The sequence below is a fragment of the Pseudomonas fluorescens genome, from assembly GCF_902497895.1.
Classification (GTDB): domain Bacteria; phylum Pseudomonadota; class Gammaproteobacteria; order Pseudomonadales; family Pseudomonadaceae; genus Aquipseudomonas; species Aquipseudomonas fluorescens_BP.
Genome location: NZ_CABVHQ010000007.1, coordinates 25,726 through 43,677 on the forward strand (window position 1 = coordinate 25,726; position 17,952 = coordinate 43,677).

Sequence of the window (17,952 nt, forward strand, 5' to 3'; positions counted from 1 at the left end):
GGAAAGTTGCCGTGCGTGCACAGCGCCTTCCGGAGCGCCCGGAACCAAAAGGGCGAGCAGACTAGCACACAAGTCGGGCCTGTGATGAGCACCCCGTGTGACCGATCAGGAAGTACCGGAAGCGATCGGCACCCGCAAGGTTTCTTCGGTGCTGGATGACATCCCGCACATTTCATCATGAACCGAGGTATGAATCAGATTGAATGGCAGCTTCGGAAAGGCATGCAGTATTTCACGGGCATGCTCCACCGAGCGTACATGTATCATCTGGCCATGGGAGTCGCTCAGTGGAAAAGCTGCGCCGTGCATCCGCGCCTCGATCAGGTAGATACCGCCTTCGAGGGAGATCAGGTTGATCTCGTCGACCTTCCCGGCGATAGCATAGGCATTCAACTCTTGCAGATTCATAAGCGCACCTCGCGTAATTCAAGCCCAAGACAGTTACAGGCATATGCCTCACCGTGTAAAAGCACAAGCTGGAAAAGCCGCCGCCCGTCAGTTTCACCATGGCCTTGGTGATGACCGAACCTGTGGTGGGGAGCCTGATGTGGCGAGGGGGCTTGCCCCCGCTGGGCTGCGAAGCGGCCCTAAAACCTGCAATCGCGTTTCCTCAGGTAAAACCCATCAGCCAGTTTACGACTGCTACGCAGCCGAACGGGGGCAAGCCCCCTCGCCACATCAAGCCCACTCACCACAGGGGAGCTGCAATCAGTGCTTGGTCAGCTTGTCCAGGTAACCCATGGCAAAGGCCGAGATCACGAAGGTCATGTGAATGATCACGTACCACTTCAGATGCTCGGGATCGACGTTCTTCGCGTCCATGAATATGCGCAGCAGGTGAATGGACGAAATCGCCACGATCGAGGCGGCCACCTTCATTTTCAATGAAGAGGAGTCCATCGTGCCCAGCCAGTTGAGCTTTTCCTTGTCCTCGTCGATGTCGAGCTGGGAAACGAAGTTCTCGTAACCGGAGATCATCACCATCACCAGCAGACCGCCGACCAGTGCCATGTCGATCAGTGACAGCAGTACCAGAATCAGATCCGACTCGGCCATCGAGAATACGTTGGGGATAACGTGAAAGACTTCCTGGAAAAACTTCAGCGCCAGGGCCAGCAAACCCAGGGACAGACCGAAGTAGATCGGCGCCAGCAGCCAGCGCGACGCGTACATTGCATTCTCGATAAAACGTTCCATTGAATCTCACAGGGGGTGGAAATGGCGGCGAGTATAACAGCCGGGCAAACGCCCATAAACCGCTGGAAAATCCATGACCTGCAGCTCTACCAAAGGGTTTTCTGCTAGTGTCCCAGTCAAGCGAGCCGCTCACCGACGTTGAACAGGAAGACTGAAAAATGGATTTGCGATTGCTTTCAACCAGTGCAGGCCTGTGCATCGCGCTGTTGGTCAGCGGCTGCTCACCCAGCGATGAGAAGCAACTGGTCAGCCTCGAAGAGAAGACCGCGCGGTTCGAAAAGTCGCTGGATGCCATTCAGGATCCGCAGCTCAAGGACGCCGTGGCCGATCTCGGCGGCTCTCTGTTGTTGCTCGAACGGGCTCGGCTCAAACTCCAGAGCAAGCCAATCGAAACCGAGTATGGCGAAGATGCCATGGCCCTGCTCAAACACTATCCAAGTCCGCAAGCCTTGGTCGACACCTACGTCAATGGCTTGTTCGTGCTGCGACGATCATCCAGTTCCGACTACTTGACCGACCTGCAGCCGGTGTTCCCGTTCAACTTCAACATACCGGCCGGGTTCCCGTTCCCTCACGGTCTGCAATGGCAATCCGTGACGTTGAGCGACAAGCAGGTGATCGCGTTTCAATCCGAATGGTCGGAAACCGACCCCGGCATTCAGTTGAGTCCTTCAAGCTCCAGCCTGACCAGCCCCGACGACCTGACGGTGGCTTACCCCTACATCGAGGGGCTGGAAGTCGACAACAAGCACCAGCCGCAACCGGTGATGCTGCAAGGCCAGCTGGAAGTTATCGCGCCGCGCAAAGTGTTCACCTTCGATCTGACCAGGCAGAACGTGGGCAAAAAACAGACGGATGAAAACATCAGCGTCACCCTGCTGGCCCTGGAGAAGAATTGCGCAGAAATCGAAATGAGCAATAGCGCACCCATGGCCGCAGATGTCAGCGCAACGGCACTCAATCCGCTGATGGTTCAGGCCAGGGACACCACCGGGCAATTTCTCTCGCGTTCGGGCTCGATCAACGAGAACGCCGAACAAATCGCCTTCTATGAAAAACAATTGGCCGAGATGCACAAGCAGCAGACCTGGAGCGAGACCTTCGAGAAGCAGCTCAAGGACCAGCAACAAGCCTTCGAACGTCTGCAGACCCGTCATTACACCAAGGTCTATTTCGACGGCACCATCGACACCCTGGAAGTCAGCGTCCTCGACTTCTCGGGCGCCACGCTGACGCGCAAGGACCTGAAACTGCCGGTGCAACAGTTCGATCGCAACACGACCGAGAAGACCATTCAAAGCCTGTCATTGCCGGTAGTGGTGTATGACGACCAGGCGCTGACCTGGCTCAAGGACGCCACGCTCGACGAGGACACCCTGAAAAAGCGCGTCACCATCAGCCAATCGATCGAAGACCCCAGTGCTGTACGCATCGAGTTCGATCACCCGAAAACCTTCAATGATGAACTGCTGGGCTCGTCGCTCAGTGCCAGCGACTCTCCGGTAACCTTTTTCACCCAGGGCGATGACGGTAAACGCGGCGACCCCATCGAACTTCCAGCCGAAGCCTACGAGATCGATCCGCTACGTGCGACTATCACCTACGACCTGAATCTGTTTCCGGAAACACCGGCCTATGCCATAGGTTCGATGCCGTTGTTTCTCGCCCAAATCGAAAAAAAGTCCCTCACAGCCAGCCAACTGCCCAAAGGTCTTGAGCTCAAGGGTAATGCCCTGATGGTCGACCAGACGCTGTTCCCGGCGCAGGACTGGCGTTTTTACGCCAAGGACGACAACGGCAATTATTTGAAGGAGATTCTTGCGGTCAGCCATAGCACGGCCCCGGACAAGCCGGCGTATCTGGATGTGCATTATTTCTATGGCCAGCCGAGCCAGCTGGAAACCTACCAGCGCACCGACCTGGACAGGGTCGAATATGGCTTCGAAGTCAAACTCGACAGGGCACACATAGAAAACCCTGTCGAGTAGCGGTCCCCCGGGATCTAACTAAAAATCGCTGGGGCGAGAACGCCCACCGTTGATTTCACGTAGTTGGGCCTGTAGATGCAGGCACCAGATTTGCGGATCGTCGGCCAGCTCGTAGCCATGCAGGGTCAGGCTTTCAACGATGGTTTCAAGGATTGATTCGGCCACGAAAGGTCCATGAAACGGGCCCTGGGCTTTGATCGCGGAAGGTTGTTCACCCGCCATCCCGGCGGCGAAGAGTAGGGTCCACATCCCGGTATCTCCCGCAAGCGGGCGAATACTGCACTCGATACGGGTGACCAGGCCAAGGCATTGGCGTGTAAGGCAGAGGTTGCGCGGCATGGCGGCGACCCTCGGTAGATCCGGTATTCAGCCTTCACATAAAGGCTGGCTCGATCCAGTGATTACTGTCGATATCCCTGCCCTGAGAATAGAGGAAAAGTCCGGACTGCAACGCCTGCAAAGACCAGCGGCGTCAAATGGTCATTTTGTGAACTTGTGGCGAGGGGGCTTGCCCCCGTTCGGCTCGGTCTGCGCTCGGGCGAAGCAGTCGTAAATCCGGCTGATAGGTTTTACCTGACAAAACACGGTTGCAGGTGTTAGGGCCGCTTCGCAGCCCAGCGGGGGCAAGCCCCCTCGCCACAGGAGCAAGCCCCGCTTTCAGGTTGGTCTCAGAGCGGCTTGGTCTCTGCCAACGCCTCTTGAGCCGCCTCCTTTTCCGCCTCCTTGAGATCGTCCTCGCTGATCATTTCTGCGATCACTCGCAGACGTTCCACCACCCGTGCGTTGACACTGCCCTCAGGGAACTGGCCCTCGGCATCCGGCTCGCCGGCAGGTTCGCCAACCAGCAGGCTCAGCGCTTCATCAGCCTGGCGCACCGCGTAGACGTGGAACTGCCCGGCACGCACTGCCGACAGCACACGCTCATCGAGCATCAAGGTCGCGACGTTGGCCTGGGGGATGATGGCGCCCTGCTCGCCGGTCAAACCGCGGGCTTCGCAGAGACGGAAGAAACCTTCGATCTTCTCGTTGACCCCACCGACCGCTTGCACCTCGCCGAACTGATTGATCGAGCCGGTGATCGCAAAGCACTGCTTGAGCGGGGTTTTCGAGAGTGCCGAGATCAAGGTACAGGCTTCTCCCAGAGAGGCGCTGTCGCCATCGACGTAACCATAGGACTGCTCCAGGGCAATGCTCGCGGAGATCGCCAACGGGAACTCCTGGGCATAACGACTGCCCAGATACCCGGTGAGGATCATCACACCCTTGGAGTGGATCGGCTGCCCGAGGTTGACCTCACGCTCGATGTCGACGATGCCGCTGCCGCCCGGGTAGACCGTGGCGGAGATCCGCGCCGGGACACCGAACGCCGAGTCACCGACTTCCAGTACGGTCAGTCCGTTGCACTTGCCCACCGCCGCACCCGTGGTGTCGATCAGGATGATCCCCGCCAGCATGTCATCGAGAATCCGCGCCGACACCCGGCCGGTGCGGGTCGCCTTGGCTTTGAGCGCTCGTTCGATATGCCCGGCGTCGGTCATCTCATCGTTGGCCAGGTGGCGGATGAAATCCGCTTCGCTGACCAGCTGAAACAGATCACCGATACGTGCCGACAACCGCCCCTGATGCTCGGCCAGCCGCGCGCTATAGGTCGCCAGACGCGCCACCGCATCGGCGGTCAACGGCGCCATGCCCTCTTCCGAGGTCCGGGTTTTCAGCAGTTGAGCGAACTGCTCGAGGCTTTCATCGACCATCGGGATGTCTTCGTCGAAGTCCACCAGCACCCGGAACATTTCCTGGAAGTCCGGATCCAGGTCTTGCAGCGTGTAGTACAACTGCCGGGCGCCAATGATGATGACCTTGACCTGCAACGGGATCACCTGAGGCGACAGGGTTACCGTCGCCAGCCGCCCCAGCTCACCCAGCGGCGACTCCATTTTCAGTTTGCGCGATTGCAATGCGCGCTTCAGCGCATCCCAGACGAAGGGCTCACTGAGCATTTTCTCGGCTTCAAGGATCAGGAAGCCGCCGTTGGCCCGATGCAAGGCCCCTGGACGCAGTTGTCGATAAGTGGTGTAGAGGGCGCCCTGATCGGTGCTGTACTCGATGCGACCGAACAGGTTGTCATAGGTCGGGTGCGGTTCGAACACCACTGGCGCACCACCGCTGGCATGGTGTCCGACTACAAGACTGGGAGCGTACTGCTCTTCCAGCAGCTTGCGGGCCACCGCGTCGGGCTTGCTGTCGTCGACCAATTGTTCGACTACAGTTTTCAGCAGGTAAACCTGCATGGCTTGCAGATAACCGCAAACCCCGGCGTTTTCCGCGTACTTCTCCGACAGCGGGGCCAATAGCGGCTGCAAGGCCAGGGTGATGGTTTCTTCGTTGAGCTGGCGCATCTGGTTGCTGGATTCGCGCTTCCACTGCGGCAGGCTTGCCAGCTCTTCGTTGAGGCGTTCTTCCAGCTCGGCGATATCGACGTGAAAACGCTCGCGATCAGCCTCCGGCAACTGCGAAAACTCGGCTTCGTCCAGCGCCTTGCCTTCGCTCATAGGGGTGAAGGCGATGTTGGTGCTGTCGCGGTAAAGGGCGACTTCCTTTTCCAGCGCCAGGCGCTCGATCACGTCCAGCGCGCGGTCGTAGCGCTGGTTGAAGGCGCGGTCGATGGCGCTTTTTTTCTGCTGGTAGGACGGATGCTCGAACACCGCCGGAAAGGTCGCCAGCAGGTTGTCGATCAGGCCATTGATATCGGTAATGAACGCACCGGCCGCCCCAGAAGGCAACTCCAGCGCCCGCGGTTCGCGCGGCTCATCAAAATTGTTGACGTAGACCCAGTCCGCCGGGGTTTGCAGGCGCTTGCCTTCGGCCTTGAGGTAGCGTTTGACGAAAGAAAACCGGCCGGTGCCGGGTTCACCCATGACAAATACGTTGTAACCGGGGCGCGGCATGGCCACGCCGAACTGCAAGGCTTCGACTGCGCGTTCCTGGCCAAGCACACCGCGAAAGGGTTCCAGATCATTGGTGGTAGAGAAGCTGAACTGTTCAGCGGAAAACGGACGGGTCAGCGCTTCGGGCGCTAGACGCAAGCTGGCAGCAACAGGATCAGGCATCGGGCTTCCTTACATCAGGCGGGGCAGATGTCGGCATTCTGGCGCCGGGTACACCCGGCTGGCAAGGCACGCCGTTAGCCAAAGCATAGACAAGCGATAACCTCCCATGCAGGACGGGGAAAAAGAAGCTGTTTCGAGGAATGTTTTGCAAAAAATAACGGAACCCCTGGATCGTGCCTAAACTCCAAACTGCGCGGCTGGACTAATAACCGGCCCAAAGGCGTCAGCTTGGCGCCAGAACCCTTGTCCATTGGTATGCACCTAAAGAGAACAAAGCTATGAAACGGATTCTTCTCGGTACTCTTTTCACCGCTATATCCATCAATGCAATGGCCCAAGCGCCAGGCGGCCCGGATTGCGGCTGGGGCAACATGCTGTTCGAAGGTCAGCGTGGCACCCCGGCTCATTTCCTGGCATCCACCACTAACGGCACCTCCGGTAACGCCACCTTCGGTATGACTTCCGGCACCAACGGTTGCTCTACCAACGCTGCGCTGACTTACGGCGGCAAGTCCTGGATTGCCATGAATGGCATGATGAACGAGCTCTCCGAAGACATGGCCAAGGGTCAGGGCGAAGCGCTGACGACCTACGCCGTTGTGCTGGGCGTAGCCCCTGAAGACCGCGCGCATTTCGCCGCAGTCACTCATCAACACTTCCAGCAAATCTTCAGCAAAGCCGATGTAACAGCGGATGATGTGCACACCAACACCCTGGCCGTGCTCAAAGGCGACGCGCGTCTGGCCAAATACGCTACCCCAGCTTAAGCTCGACCCGCCCGCTCCTTGCCAGGGGCGGGATTTGTTTTTTGGACCTGTCCCGCTTTGGGTCTTTTTTCTCGAACTCTAAGTTGCCCTCCATGCTCAAACGCCTTGCCTTTCTGGCGCTCTGTGTCTGCGCCTCGCTGAACGCCGCGCCTCACATCGACAATCAACGTTTGCAGCAACTGGCCAATGATCCCTTCTGGATTTCCCTGGGTCACTATGAATCCGCCAAGCTCGGCGGCTGGCGCAGCTATGTCAGCGACCCGCAATTTTTCCTCGCGGCCGATGGGGCGCAGCGGCCGGAGCATGAGCTGGAGGCAACGGTGCAGGCGCTGTACGCCCCGGCCAGCGCCGGCGAGAAGCACGCGCAATGCGTCTACCCGGCCCGCACCCGCTGGTTGAAAGCACAGTTGAACCTGACTGACTTGCCCGCTATGGACTGCACTGAATTCAAGCAGTGGTTCAAGGACGTCGCGCCCCACAGCGCGGTGATGATCTTCCCGGCGGCTTATCTGAACAGTCCGTCGTCGATGTTCGGCCACACCTTGCTAAGGATCGACCAGGCCGATGTGCAAAGCAACAATACCGCCCTGCTCAGCTATGCGATCAACTTCGGCGCCTATATCGAAGGCTCGGACAACAGCATTCTCTATGCCTGGAAAGGTTTGATGGGCGGCTATCCCGGGCTCTTCGCCCTGGTGCCCTATCAGGAGAAGCTTTCGGAGTACCGCAGCCTGGAAAACCGTGATCTCTGGGAATACCGGCTGAACCTGACCCAGGCCGAGACCGAGCGCATGGTCGAGCACGTCTGGGAGCTCAAGCAGATCCAGTTCGACTACTTTTTCTTCGATGAAAACTGCTCCTACCGTCTGCTTGAATTGCTGCAAGTGGCGCGGCCGGGCCTGAAGCTGACCGAGCAATTCCCGTTGACCGCCATCCCCACCGACACCGTCAAAGCCGTGAAGAAAGCCGGGCTGGTGGAGAAGATCGACTATCGGCCGTCCCGCGAACGCGAATTGCTGAGCCGTGCCGAGCCATTGACAGACGAGGAACAGGATTGGGTGCTGAAAATCAGTGCCGACCAGAAGCAATTGCAAGATCCGGCCTTCAAAGTCCAGCCAAGGGGCCGTCAGGCACTGATCATCGACGCGGCCTACCGTCTCGAACGCTACCGCGCCAACGGCCAGGAGCGCGATCCACAGCGCGCACAACGCAGCTTCGAGTTGTTGCGGGCGATCAACCAGAACCCGCCACCGGAGCTGTCGATCGAGCGCCCGGGCCTGCCCGAGAACGGTCACGAATCACGTACCTGGCAAGCCGGCATCGGCACCCGGGGCGATCAGGCCTTTGGCGAATATGGCCTGCGCATGGCGTATCACGACCTCAACGACAACGCCGAAAGCTTTCCCCTAGGGGCGCAGATCGAAATCCTGCAGATGAAGCTGCGTCAGTACGAAGGCAATCACTGGCAATTACAGCAACTGGACCTGGCGACCATTCGCTCGCTGACTCCGCGCAACGAGCTGCTGCAACCCCTTTCATGGCAAGTCACCGGCGGCCTGGAGCGAGTGCCGGGCAAACATGACGATGAAACCCTGGTCAGCCACGTCAATGGCGGTGCCGGCGGCACCTGGCAGCTCAGCGAGCAGATGCTCGGCTTTGCCCTGGGCACCGCGCGCGTCGAGCACAATCCCGACTTCGCCGGGTTCATTGCCCCGGCGGCCGGCTTCAACACCGGCCTGCTATGGCATAACCCGCTGGGCAATCTCAGCCTGGAAGCCAAAGGCGATTATTTCACCAACGGCGAAGTGCGCCGCAGCTTGAGTCTCAATCAGCAGTGGGAGTTGTCGCGCAATCTCGGTTTGCGTTTGAGTGCGCAGCGCGAGTTCAGCCAGATGGCCTCGCCGGAGAATGAAGTGATGCTTGAGGTGAAGTGGTATCACTATTGAGCCATACATCTGTAGGAGCCGAGCTTGCTCGCGATGGGCGTCAACGATAACGCGCACTACCTGAATCAACTCGGTGTTCTTGAGTTCATCGCGAGCAAGCTCGGCTCCTACAGATTTGCAGTGTTGCCGGAAAGATCGCAGCCTTCGGCAGCTCCTACGGGATTGCGTACACCCTCGGCACCGCTGAATAAACACCGTCGGCGTAGGAGCTGCCGCAGGCTGCGATCTTTTGATCTTGAAGTTCTCGACCCACAGATTAATCACAACCCTTTCACAACCGCCCGACAAATCCACTCCTAAACTTACCTCATAGGCCGTTCAACGGCGTGGGAGTCTGAGATGTGGCGGTGTTGGGCTGCTGTGGTGTTGCTGGGGTTGCTTGCGGGATGCGAGTCGACCCATGAGCATTTGCTCAACGAAGGTTATCCACCGGCGTTCGCCGATGGTTTCGATGACGGTTGCAGCAGCGGTCGTCAGGCCGCTGGAGTGATCAGCGGTCAATTCAGGAAAAACGTCCCGCGCTATCTCAAGGATGCGCAATACGCCGAAGGGTGGAGCGATGGTTTCCGGCAATGTAAGGCCATGCGTGAAAATCAGGAGCGCAACAATTACCGGGATCGACATTGGGACGACCGCGAACGCGCCTGGCAGCAACAGAAGGATCAGGACAAGGCGCGAGCTTATCGCTCGCAATAAGTCGCTTTCGGACATTCGTCGAAACTAAATGGCTGCGACCATGGCCCAAACTCCATCACGGGAGAAATGCCATGAGCCGCGCCTTCGTCAATGAAGATCAAGCCGCTGCGCAAGCCGACCAACCGGTAGAACGCCAGGTCAGTGCGCAGCCCAACTATGTCACCCCCAGTGGGCTGGCCTTGCTGCAGGCCAAAGTCGCTGAACTGCAGGCGCAACACAGTGCGCAATCGGCGCTGGGGGAACGCGCGGACAAGCAGCGCCTGGCCGATCTCGAGCGCGACCTGCGTTACTTCACTCAGCGCCTGCAAAGCGCGCAAGTGGTCACTCAGGCGTCGTCGACCGAGAAAGTGCAGATCGGCAGTTGGGTCACTTTTGCCGATGAACACAACGTTGAGCAACGCGTGCAGCTGGTCGGAGAAGACCAGGCCGATGCTGCCCATGGCCTGGTCAATTGGGGCTCACCGCTGGGGCGTGCGCTGCTAGGCGCGCACCCTGGCGATGAAGTGCTGTGGAAGCGACCCGCCGGCGATCAGCTGATCGAAGTCCTGCGCATCGAACCGGCTTACACCACGCCTTGAGCCAGCATGGCATCGGCGACTTTGACGAAGCCGGCGATGTTCGCCCCTTTGACATAGTTGATCCGGCCGTTCTCTTCGCCGTAATGCACGCACGCGTGGTGGATCGACTGCATGATGGTGTGCAGCTTGCTGTCGACCTCACCCGCAGTCCACAGCAGACGCATGGCGTTCTGTGACATTTCCAGGCCGCTGACCGCCACACCACCGGCGTTCGACGCTTTGCCCGGTGCAAACAGGATCCCCGCCTCGATAAAGATATCCACCGCTGCCAGGGTCGTTGGCATGTTCGCGCCCTCGGCCACGCAGATACAGCCATTGCGCAGCAAGGTCCGCGCCGCGTCAGCGTCCAGTTCGTTCTGGGTCGCGCACGGCAGCGCGATGTCGCAAGCCAGATTCCAGGGGCATTGACCGGCGAGGAACTCCAGACCGAAACGAGCGGCCAACTCACTGATCCGCCCGCGTTTGACGTTTTTCAGCTCCAGCACCGCCAGCCATTGTTCCTCGCTCAAACCGGCTTCGCAGTACAGTGTGCCTTCGGAGTCGGACAGGGAGATCACCTTGCCGCCCAGGTCCATGACTTTACGTGCAGCGTATTGCGCGACGTTGCCCGAGCCGGAGATCGCCACCCGCTTGCCTTCGACCGTCTCACCGCTGCGCTTGAGCATTTCTTCGGCGAAGTACACGCAACCGAAACCGGTCGCTTCCGGGCGGATCAGACTGCCGCCGTAGCTCATGCCTTTGCCGGTCAGGACGCTGGTGAACTGGTTGCTCAGGCGCTTGTACTGGCCGAACAGGAAGCCGATCTCGCGAGCCCCCACACCGATGTCACCGGCCGGCACGTCCAGATCCGCACCAATATGCCGGTACAGCTCACTCATGAACGCCTGGCAGAAGCGCATGACCTCGGCGTCGCTTTTGCCTTTCGGGTCGAAGTCCGAACCGCCCTTGCCACCGCCCATGGGCAGGGACGTCAGGGAGTTTTTGAAGGTCTGTTCAAAGGCGAGGAATTTCAGCACGCCCATGTTCACCGAGGAATGGAAGCGCAGGCCGCCCTTGTAGGGACCTATTGCGCTGTTCATTTGAATCCGGAAACCGCGGTTGACCTGGACTTTGCCATGATCGTCGACCCAGGAAACCCGGAACACGATGGCCCGCTCCGGCTCGCAGATCCGCTCGAGAATGCCTGAAGTCAGATAGTGCGGATTGGCCTCGAGAAACGGCCACAAGCTCCGCAGGACCTCTTCCACCGCCTGATGGAATTCAGGCTGGTCAGGGTCGCGTTTTTTCAGGCGGGCAAGGAAGTCTTCGACGGATTCGATCATGAAAAGTCTCGGCAAATTTATGTCGTAAGGAAAATTTGCCCGGGACTTTATCAACTCACACCGCACCGCGACAGAGCGATATGTCGCATTTATGAATTTAAATGGTGCGCTTGATATAAATCTTGCGGTATTCACCCGCTCTTTCGCACCGAAAAGGATATCCGCCTGCGGTCGACGCACCAGGTAAGCGCACCCGAAAAGATCGCAGCCTACGGCAGCTCCTACGGTTTTGCGTTCACATCGCATCGGTGTAGGAGCTGCCGCAGGCTGCGATCTTTTAATACCGACGCCACGGTGCAGCTGAAAAAACACGCAAAAAAAAACGGAGCCCCCGAAGGGCTCCGTTTTTCATGCAACCAGCCCGATCAGGCCAGTTTCTTGTGTCGTACCCGGTGCGGCTGGGCAGCGGCTTCGCCGAGACGCTTCTTGCGATCGGCTTCGTACTCGCTGTAGTTGCCTTCGAAGAATACTGCTTGCGAGTCGTCTTCGTACGCCAGTATGTGAGTCGCGACGCGGTCAAGGAACCACCGATCGTGAGAGATCACAATGGCGGCGCCCGGGAAGTCGAGCAAGGCTTCTTCCAGCGAACGCAGGGTTTCGACGTCGAGGTCGTTGGACGGTTCATCGAGCAGCAGGACGTTGCCGCCCTCTTTCAGGGTCAGGGCCAGGTGCAAGCGACCACGCTCACCACCGGACAGGTCCTTGACGAACTTCTGCTGATCGCCGCCCTTGAAGTTGAAGCGACCGACATAGGTCCGCGACGGGATTTCATAGTTACCGATGCGGATCTGGTCGGAACCATCGGAGATCTGCTGGAACACGGTCTTGCTGCCGTCCAGGTCTTCGCGGCTCTGATCCACGCAGGCCAGTTGCACGGTTTCACCGACTTCAATGGTGCCGGAATCCGGCGTTTCCTTGCCCATCAACATGCGGAACAGCGTCGACTTACCGGCGCCGTTACCACCGATGACGCCGACGATCGCGCCTTTAGGCATGGAGAACGACAGGTTGTCGATCAGCACGCGATCGCCGTAACCCTTGGAAACGTTCTTGAATTCGATGACCTTGTCACCCAGGCGCGGACCGGCCGGGATGTAGATCTCGTTGGTTTCGCTGCGCTTCTGGAATTCCTGCGATTGCATTTCTTCGAAGCGTTGCAGACGGGCCTTGGATTTCGACTGACGAGCCTTGGCGCCTTTGCGCACCCATTCCAGTTCGTCTTTCATGGCCTTTTCGTGGGCCGACTGCTGCTTGGATTCCTGGGCCAGACGATCGGACTTGGCTTCCAGCCAACCCGAATAGTTGCCCTCGTAAGGAATACCGGCGCCGCGGTCGAGTTCGAGGATCCAGCCAGCGACGTTGTCCAGGAAGTACCGGTCGTGCGTAATCGCAACCACGGTGCCCGGGAAGTCGTGGAGGAAATGCTCCAGCCAGGCCACGGAGTCGGCGTCCAGGTGGTTGGTCGGTTCGTCGAGCAGCAGCATGTCCGGCGCGGACAGCAGCAGACGGCACAGGGCCACACGACGTTTTTCACCACCGGACAGGAATTCGATCTTCGCGTCCCAGGCCGGCAGACGTAGCGCATCGGCGGCGACTTCCAGTTGACGATCAAGGTTATGACCGTCGCCTGCTTGCAGGATGGCTTCAAGCTTGGCTTGTTCGGCTGCCAGCTTATCGAAGTCGGCATCCGGGTCGGCGTATTCGGCGTAGACCTGATCCAGGCGCGCCTGGGCGTCCTTGATCACGCTGACCGCTTCCTCGACCACTTCACGCACGGTCTTGGTCGGGTCCAGCAGGGGTTCTTGCGGCAGATAGCCGATGTTCAGCTCGGGCATTGGCCGGGCTTCGCCGTCGAACTCGTTGTCGACGCCCGCCATGATTTTCAACAGGGTGGACTTACCCGAACCGTTGAGGCCGAGCACGCCGATCTTGGCGCCGGGGAAGAATGACAGAGAAATGTTTTTCAGGATTTCCCGCTTCGGCGGAACAACTTTGCTCAGCCGATGCATGGTGAAGACGTATTGAGCCATGGAGAACCTAGCGTCAGTGACTGATGAATTAAAGCGCGAGCGAAGCTCGGGCCAGGCCATGCGCGGTGCCGGCGATTGATTGCAATCGATACCTGCGCGCGGAAAAAGCCTGAGTTCAGGAGCTGGAACGCCCCCGCGTAACCGGCAAAGCTACCCTAATGTAAGAAACCAGTCCAGCCAGCCATGGATGGCACTTTGCCATAACTCAAGGCATGCTAGCCGCCCTCCGGGCGTCCGGCTTATAGTGCACGTCGCGTCAATCCAGCCAAACCGCAGGATCTCAGCTTGTCTAATGTCACTACGCCATCTTCCGCGAGCGCGTCGAACCCTGCGCCTGGCTCGCCCCTTCGTGGCACGCTCAAAGGCGGGTTGGCGACGCTGGTCCTGCTGCTGATTGCCCTGCTGTTCTGGCAGTTGCTGGATCAACTGCGAGAAACCCAGCAAAACCAGCGCCAATACACCATCGACTACAGCGCCGACCTGGCCGCGCAGGTCAGCCTGAATATGGCGCTGAACGCGCAAATCGCCCTGAATCTGCTACCGATCGTCGAACAACCGCAAAGTGATGACCAGCAGCAGGCATTGCTGCGCAAGCTCCAACAGTCCTTGCCCGATCTGCGCAGCATCGCGTTGTTGAGCCCCTCCGGAACCCTCCTCAGTGATAGCGCCAACGACAGCCAGGACGCCGACTACCTGAGCGAGCTGGTCCGGCGCAGTCACATCCAGACCTATTATTTCAGCAACGCCGATGATGGCTCAGGGGTGTATTTGTTGCTGCGTCAGACCAGTGGCAGCAGCCGCGGTTACTGGGCATTGCGCCTGGCTCCGAGGTTTTTCGCCTCGTTGACCAAACAGGGCGAAGCCGGCATCCGCCCGCTGTGGGTGGTGGAAAACCGCCTCATTCACCAGATCATCAGCCGTGACGATGCCCTGCCATTGCCCACACCCGAGATGCTGACGGGCGAAGACGAAGCCAATAGCGTGCTGGTGGTGCCCCTCAGTAACAGCGACTGGCAGCTGCGCGGACTGTTCGATCGGCAACGGGTGATTGAACAGCTGCTACCGGCGTTTATCGCTAAATGCCTGCTGGGCCTGGCATTCTCATTGGTGCCGGGGATTGCCCTGCTGAACATGCGCCGGCGCCAGCGCCAGTTGCACGAAGGCCGCCGCCGTTACCAGGATATTTTCGAGGGCACTGGCGTGGCCTTGTGCGTGCTCGACCTGTCAGGGTTGCAAGCGCTCTTCGACAAAGCGCAACTGCATGACAGCCAACAGCTGCGGCACTGGCTGGAGAACCGCGAGCAGCGCCAGCAATTGCTGCAGGCGCTGCGCATCACCGAGGTCAATCAGGTCGCTTTGCATCTGCTCAATGTTGAATCCTGCGAGCAGGCCTGGCGGCGGCTGATTGAAGGCCGACCACTGGACAACAGTGCCATCGGCGACCCATTGCTCGATGCCGTGCTCAATCAACAGAAGCAGCTTGAGCTGGAAATCAGGCTCAAGGACGCTCAAGACAACGATCAGCACCTGTGGCTGATCCTGCGCCTGCCGGAAGATCCGCACGACTATCAGGCGGTCATCCTCAGCATCAGCGACATCACCAGTCGCAAACTCATCGAATTGTCCCTGCTGGAGCGCGAAGGTTTTTGGTCGGATGTGGTGCGCACCGTACCCGATCATCTGTATGTGCAGGATGTAATCAGCCAGCGGATGATCTACAGCAACCACCACCTGGGCCAGACACTCGGTTACAACAAGACCGAGCTGCAGCAGATGGGCGAGTACTTCTGGGAGATCCTGCTGCACCCGGAAGACTCCGATCACTATCACCGTTTGCGTCAGGAGCAGCGCCAGTCCGGCTACGCGCAATTAATGCAATGCCAGCTGCGCTTCCGGCATCGCAACAATCAATGGCGGCGCTTCGATATCCGCGAACAGGCGCTGGCTCGCGACAAGCATGATCAGGTCACGCGCATCATCGGCGTGGCCAAGGACATTACCGACCAGATCGAAGCCAGCGAGTCCCTGCGCGACAGCGAGCAGCGCTACCGCATGCTCGCCGAAAGCATCAGCGACGTGATTTTCTCCACCGACAGCCAGCTGGCGCTCAATTACGTCAGCCCCTCGGTGCAAGCGGTACTCGGTTATGACGCCGAGTGGTTTTTTTCCAACGGCTGGCAGTCGATCATCGCCAACCCGCAACAGCTGACCGGCATCTACACCCTGATGGAGCGCGTCAGCAAAGCCCTGGACCAACCCGAACAGCTGGCCCAATTGCGCAGCCAGGTGCAGACCCAACTGTTCCTGTTCGACTGCCTGCGGGCCGACGGACGCAAGATTCCGATCGAACTGCGCCTGGTGCTGGTATGGGGCGAACACGGCGGCTTCGAAGGCGTACTCGGGGTCGGGCGCGACATCAGCCAGCAACGCCGCGCGGAAAAAGACTTGCGCATGGCGGCCACGGTATTCGAGCACTCGACCTCGGCGATTCTGATCACCGACCCAGCCGGTTACATCGTCCAGGCCAACGAGGCGTTCAGCCGCGTCAGCGGTTATGCGGTGGCGCAGGTGCTCGATCAGCTACCAAACATGCTCACCGTCGATGAACAGCAAGAAGCCCATCTGCGTTACGTGCTCAAACAGCTGCACCAGAACAGCACCTGGGAAGGCGAAGTCTGGCTCAAGCGGCGCAATGGCGAACATTATCCGGCCTGGGTCGGTATCACCGCGGTGCTCGACGACGAAGGCGACCTGGCCAGCTACGTCTGCTTCTTTAGCGACATCAGCGAGCGCAAGGCCAGTGAACAACGCATTCACCGCCTGGCCTATTACGACGCCCTGACCCATCTGCCCAACCGCACGCTGTTCCAGGACCGTCTGCACACCGCGCTGCAATCAGCCGAACGGCAGAAGTCCTGGGTGGTGCTGATGTTCCTCGACCTCGACCGCTTCAAACCGATCAACGACTCCCTCGGCCATGCCGCCGGCGACCGCATGCTCAAGGAAATGGCCACCCGCCTGCTCGGCTGCGTCGACGATGACGACACCGTGGCACGCATGGGCGGCGATGAGTTCACCTTGCTCCTGCAACCGCGGGTCAGCCGCGAACTGGCACTGAATCGGGCGATTCACGTCGCCGAACAGATCCTCGCCAGCCTGGTCAAGCCGTTCGTCCTCGAAGGCCGGGAATTCTTTGTCACCGCCAGTATCGGCATTGCCTTGAGTCCGCAGGACGGCAATGAACTGAGCCAACTGATGAAGAACGCCGACACTGCGATGTACCACGCCAAGGAGCGTGGCAAGAATAACTTCCAGTTCTACCAGGCCGACATGAATGCCAGCGCCCTGGAGCGCCTGGAGCTGGAAAGCGATCTGCGCCATGCCCTTGAGCAAGATGAATTCGTTCTCTACTACCAGCCGCAATTCAGTGGCGACGGTAAACGCCTGACCGGCGCCGAAGCCCTGCTGCGCTGGCGTCATCCGCGGCGCGGGCTGGTGCCACCAGGAGACTTCATTCCGGTGCTCGAAGAGCTCGGGCTGGTGGTGGATGTCGGCGACTGGGTAATCAGCGAAGCCTGTCGTCAACTCAAGATCTGGCACCAGGCCAAGGTCCGGGTGCCGAAAGTCTCGGTGAACATCTCGGCCCGACAGTTCTCCGATGGCCAACTCGGTACGCGGATCGCCACCATCCTCAAGGAAACCGGCTTGCCACCGGCCTGTCTGGAGCTGGAGCTGACCGAAAGCATTCTGATGCGCGAAGTCAATGAGGCCCTGCAGATCCTCGCCAGCCTGAAAAACCTCGGCCTGAGTATCGCGGTCGACGACTTCGGCACCGGCTATTCATCGCTGAACTACCTCAAGCAGTTTCCGATCGATGTGCTGAAAATCGACCGGACCTTCGTTGACGGCTTGCCATCCGGTGAACAGGACGCACAGATCGCCCGGGCCATTATCGCCATGGCCCACAGCCTGAACCTGGCAGTGATCGCCGAGGGCGTGGAAACCCATGAGCAGCTCGACTTCCTGCGCGAACATGGCTGCGATGAGGTTCAGGGCTACCTGTTCGGCCGCCCGATGCCGGCCAACCGCTTCGAAGCGCAGTTCAGCAATGATGCGTTGTTCATGTTTGATTGAAGAACCGAGATTTGTGGTGTCCCGAAAAAGATCGCAGCCTGCGGCAGCTCCTACGGATTGCGTTCACACATTGATAGCGGATGTACCCGGTCTGTGTAGGAGCTGCCGCAGGCTGCGATCTTTTCGGCCATCTCCCAATCGCGCCCCTCATGAACACCACTTGTCTGCGACATGACGTCCTTTCATA

12 protein-coding genes are annotated in these 17,952 nt (G+C 59.2%); 6 read left to right on the top strand and 6 right to left on the bottom strand.

The window, feature by feature from the left end; genetic code table 11:
* Positions 1–105 precede the first annotated feature (105 nt).
* The gene (locus tag F8N21_RS05290) at positions 106–408 is read right to left on the bottom strand and encodes a DUF6482 family protein (RefSeq protein WP_150641127.1); all 303 of its coding nucleotides are present in this window, start codon (positions 406–408) and stop codon (positions 106–108) included.
* A gap of 300 nt (positions 409–708) precedes the next feature.
* Positions 709–1,197, bottom strand: coding sequence for a TIGR00645 family protein (locus F8N21_RS05300; RefSeq protein WP_008154262.1), 489 nt, complete (start codon positions 1,195–1,197; stop codon positions 709–711).
* Between the two features lie 158 nt (positions 1,198–1,355).
* On the opposite strand from F8N21_RS05300, the gene F8N21_RS05305 reads away from it, so the two are divergent.
* The gene (locus F8N21_RS05305; RefSeq protein WP_150641128.1) at positions 1,356–3,185 is read left to right on the top strand and encodes a hypothetical protein; all 1,830 of its coding nucleotides are present in this window, start codon (positions 1,356–1,358) and stop codon (positions 3,183–3,185) included.
* 18 nt (positions 3,186–3,203) lie between these two features.
* Here F8N21_RS05305 and F8N21_RS05310 read toward each other — a convergent pair whose 3' ends face one another.
* On the bottom strand, positions 3,204–3,524 hold the full coding sequence (locus F8N21_RS05310; protein WP_150641129.1) for a hypothetical protein: 321 nt from the start codon (positions 3,522–3,524) through the stop codon (positions 3,204–3,206).
* 329 nt (positions 3,525–3,853) lie between these two features.
* Positions 3,854–6,292 (bottom strand): Lon protease family protein, encoded by a 2,439-nt coding sequence (locus F8N21_RS05315; protein ID WP_150641130.1) that lies wholly within the window; start codon positions 6,290–6,292, stop codon positions 3,854–3,856.
* Positions 6,293–6,570: 278 nt separating this feature from the next.
* Here F8N21_RS05315 and F8N21_RS05325 point away from each other — a divergent pair, with 278 nt between their 5' ends.
* The 4 genes from F8N21_RS05325 (at position 6,571) to F8N21_RS05340 (ending at position 10,279) form a co-directional block, all read left to right on the top strand.
* On the top strand, positions 6,571–7,059 hold the full coding sequence (locus F8N21_RS05325) for a DUF3015 domain-containing protein (protein ID WP_150641131.1): 489 nt from the start codon (positions 6,571–6,573) through the stop codon (positions 7,057–7,059).
* 92 nt (positions 7,060–7,151) lie between these two features.
* Complete coding sequence (locus tag F8N21_RS05330) at positions 7,152–9,005, top strand: DUF4105 domain-containing protein (RefSeq protein WP_150641132.1); 1,854 nt, start codon at positions 7,152–7,154, stop codon at positions 9,003–9,005.
* A gap of 339 nt (positions 9,006–9,344) precedes the next feature.
* Positions 9,345–9,701 carry a hypothetical protein gene (locus F8N21_RS05335; protein ID WP_150641133.1) on the top strand — a complete coding sequence of 119 codons (357 nt, stop codon included), beginning with the start codon at positions 9,345–9,347 and terminating at the stop codon, positions 9,699–9,701.
* A gap of 71 nt (positions 9,702–9,772) precedes the next feature.
* Positions 9,773–10,279: a GreA/GreB family elongation factor gene (locus tag F8N21_RS05340; RefSeq protein ID WP_150641134.1), complete on the top strand. Its 507-nt coding sequence runs from the start codon at positions 9,773–9,775 to the stop codon at positions 10,277–10,279.
* On the opposite strand, the gene gdhA is transcribed toward F8N21_RS05340, so the two are convergent.
* Positions 10,264–11,601 carry an NADP-specific glutamate dehydrogenase gene (gene gdhA, locus F8N21_RS05345; RefSeq protein WP_150641135.1) on the bottom strand — a complete coding sequence of 446 codons (1,338 nt, stop codon included), beginning with the start codon at positions 11,599–11,601 and terminating at the stop codon, positions 10,264–10,266. The two genes, F8N21_RS05340 and gdhA, sit on opposite strands and share 16 nt — an antisense overlap.
* A gap of 365 nt (positions 11,602–11,966) precedes the next feature.
* Positions 11,967–13,631 (bottom strand): energy-dependent translational throttle protein EttA, encoded by a 1,665-nt coding sequence (gene ettA / locus F8N21_RS05350; RefSeq protein ID WP_150641136.1) that lies wholly within the window; start codon positions 13,629–13,631, stop codon positions 11,967–11,969.
* Between the two features lie 285 nt (positions 13,632–13,916).
* On the opposite strand from ettA, the gene F8N21_RS05355 reads away from it, so the two are divergent.
* Positions 13,917–17,765: a bifunctional diguanylate cyclase/phosphodiesterase gene (locus F8N21_RS05355; RefSeq protein WP_150641137.1), complete on the top strand. Its 3,849-nt coding sequence runs from the start codon at positions 13,917–13,919 to the stop codon at positions 17,763–17,765.
* The last annotated feature ends 187 nt before the right edge of the window (positions 17,766–17,952 follow it).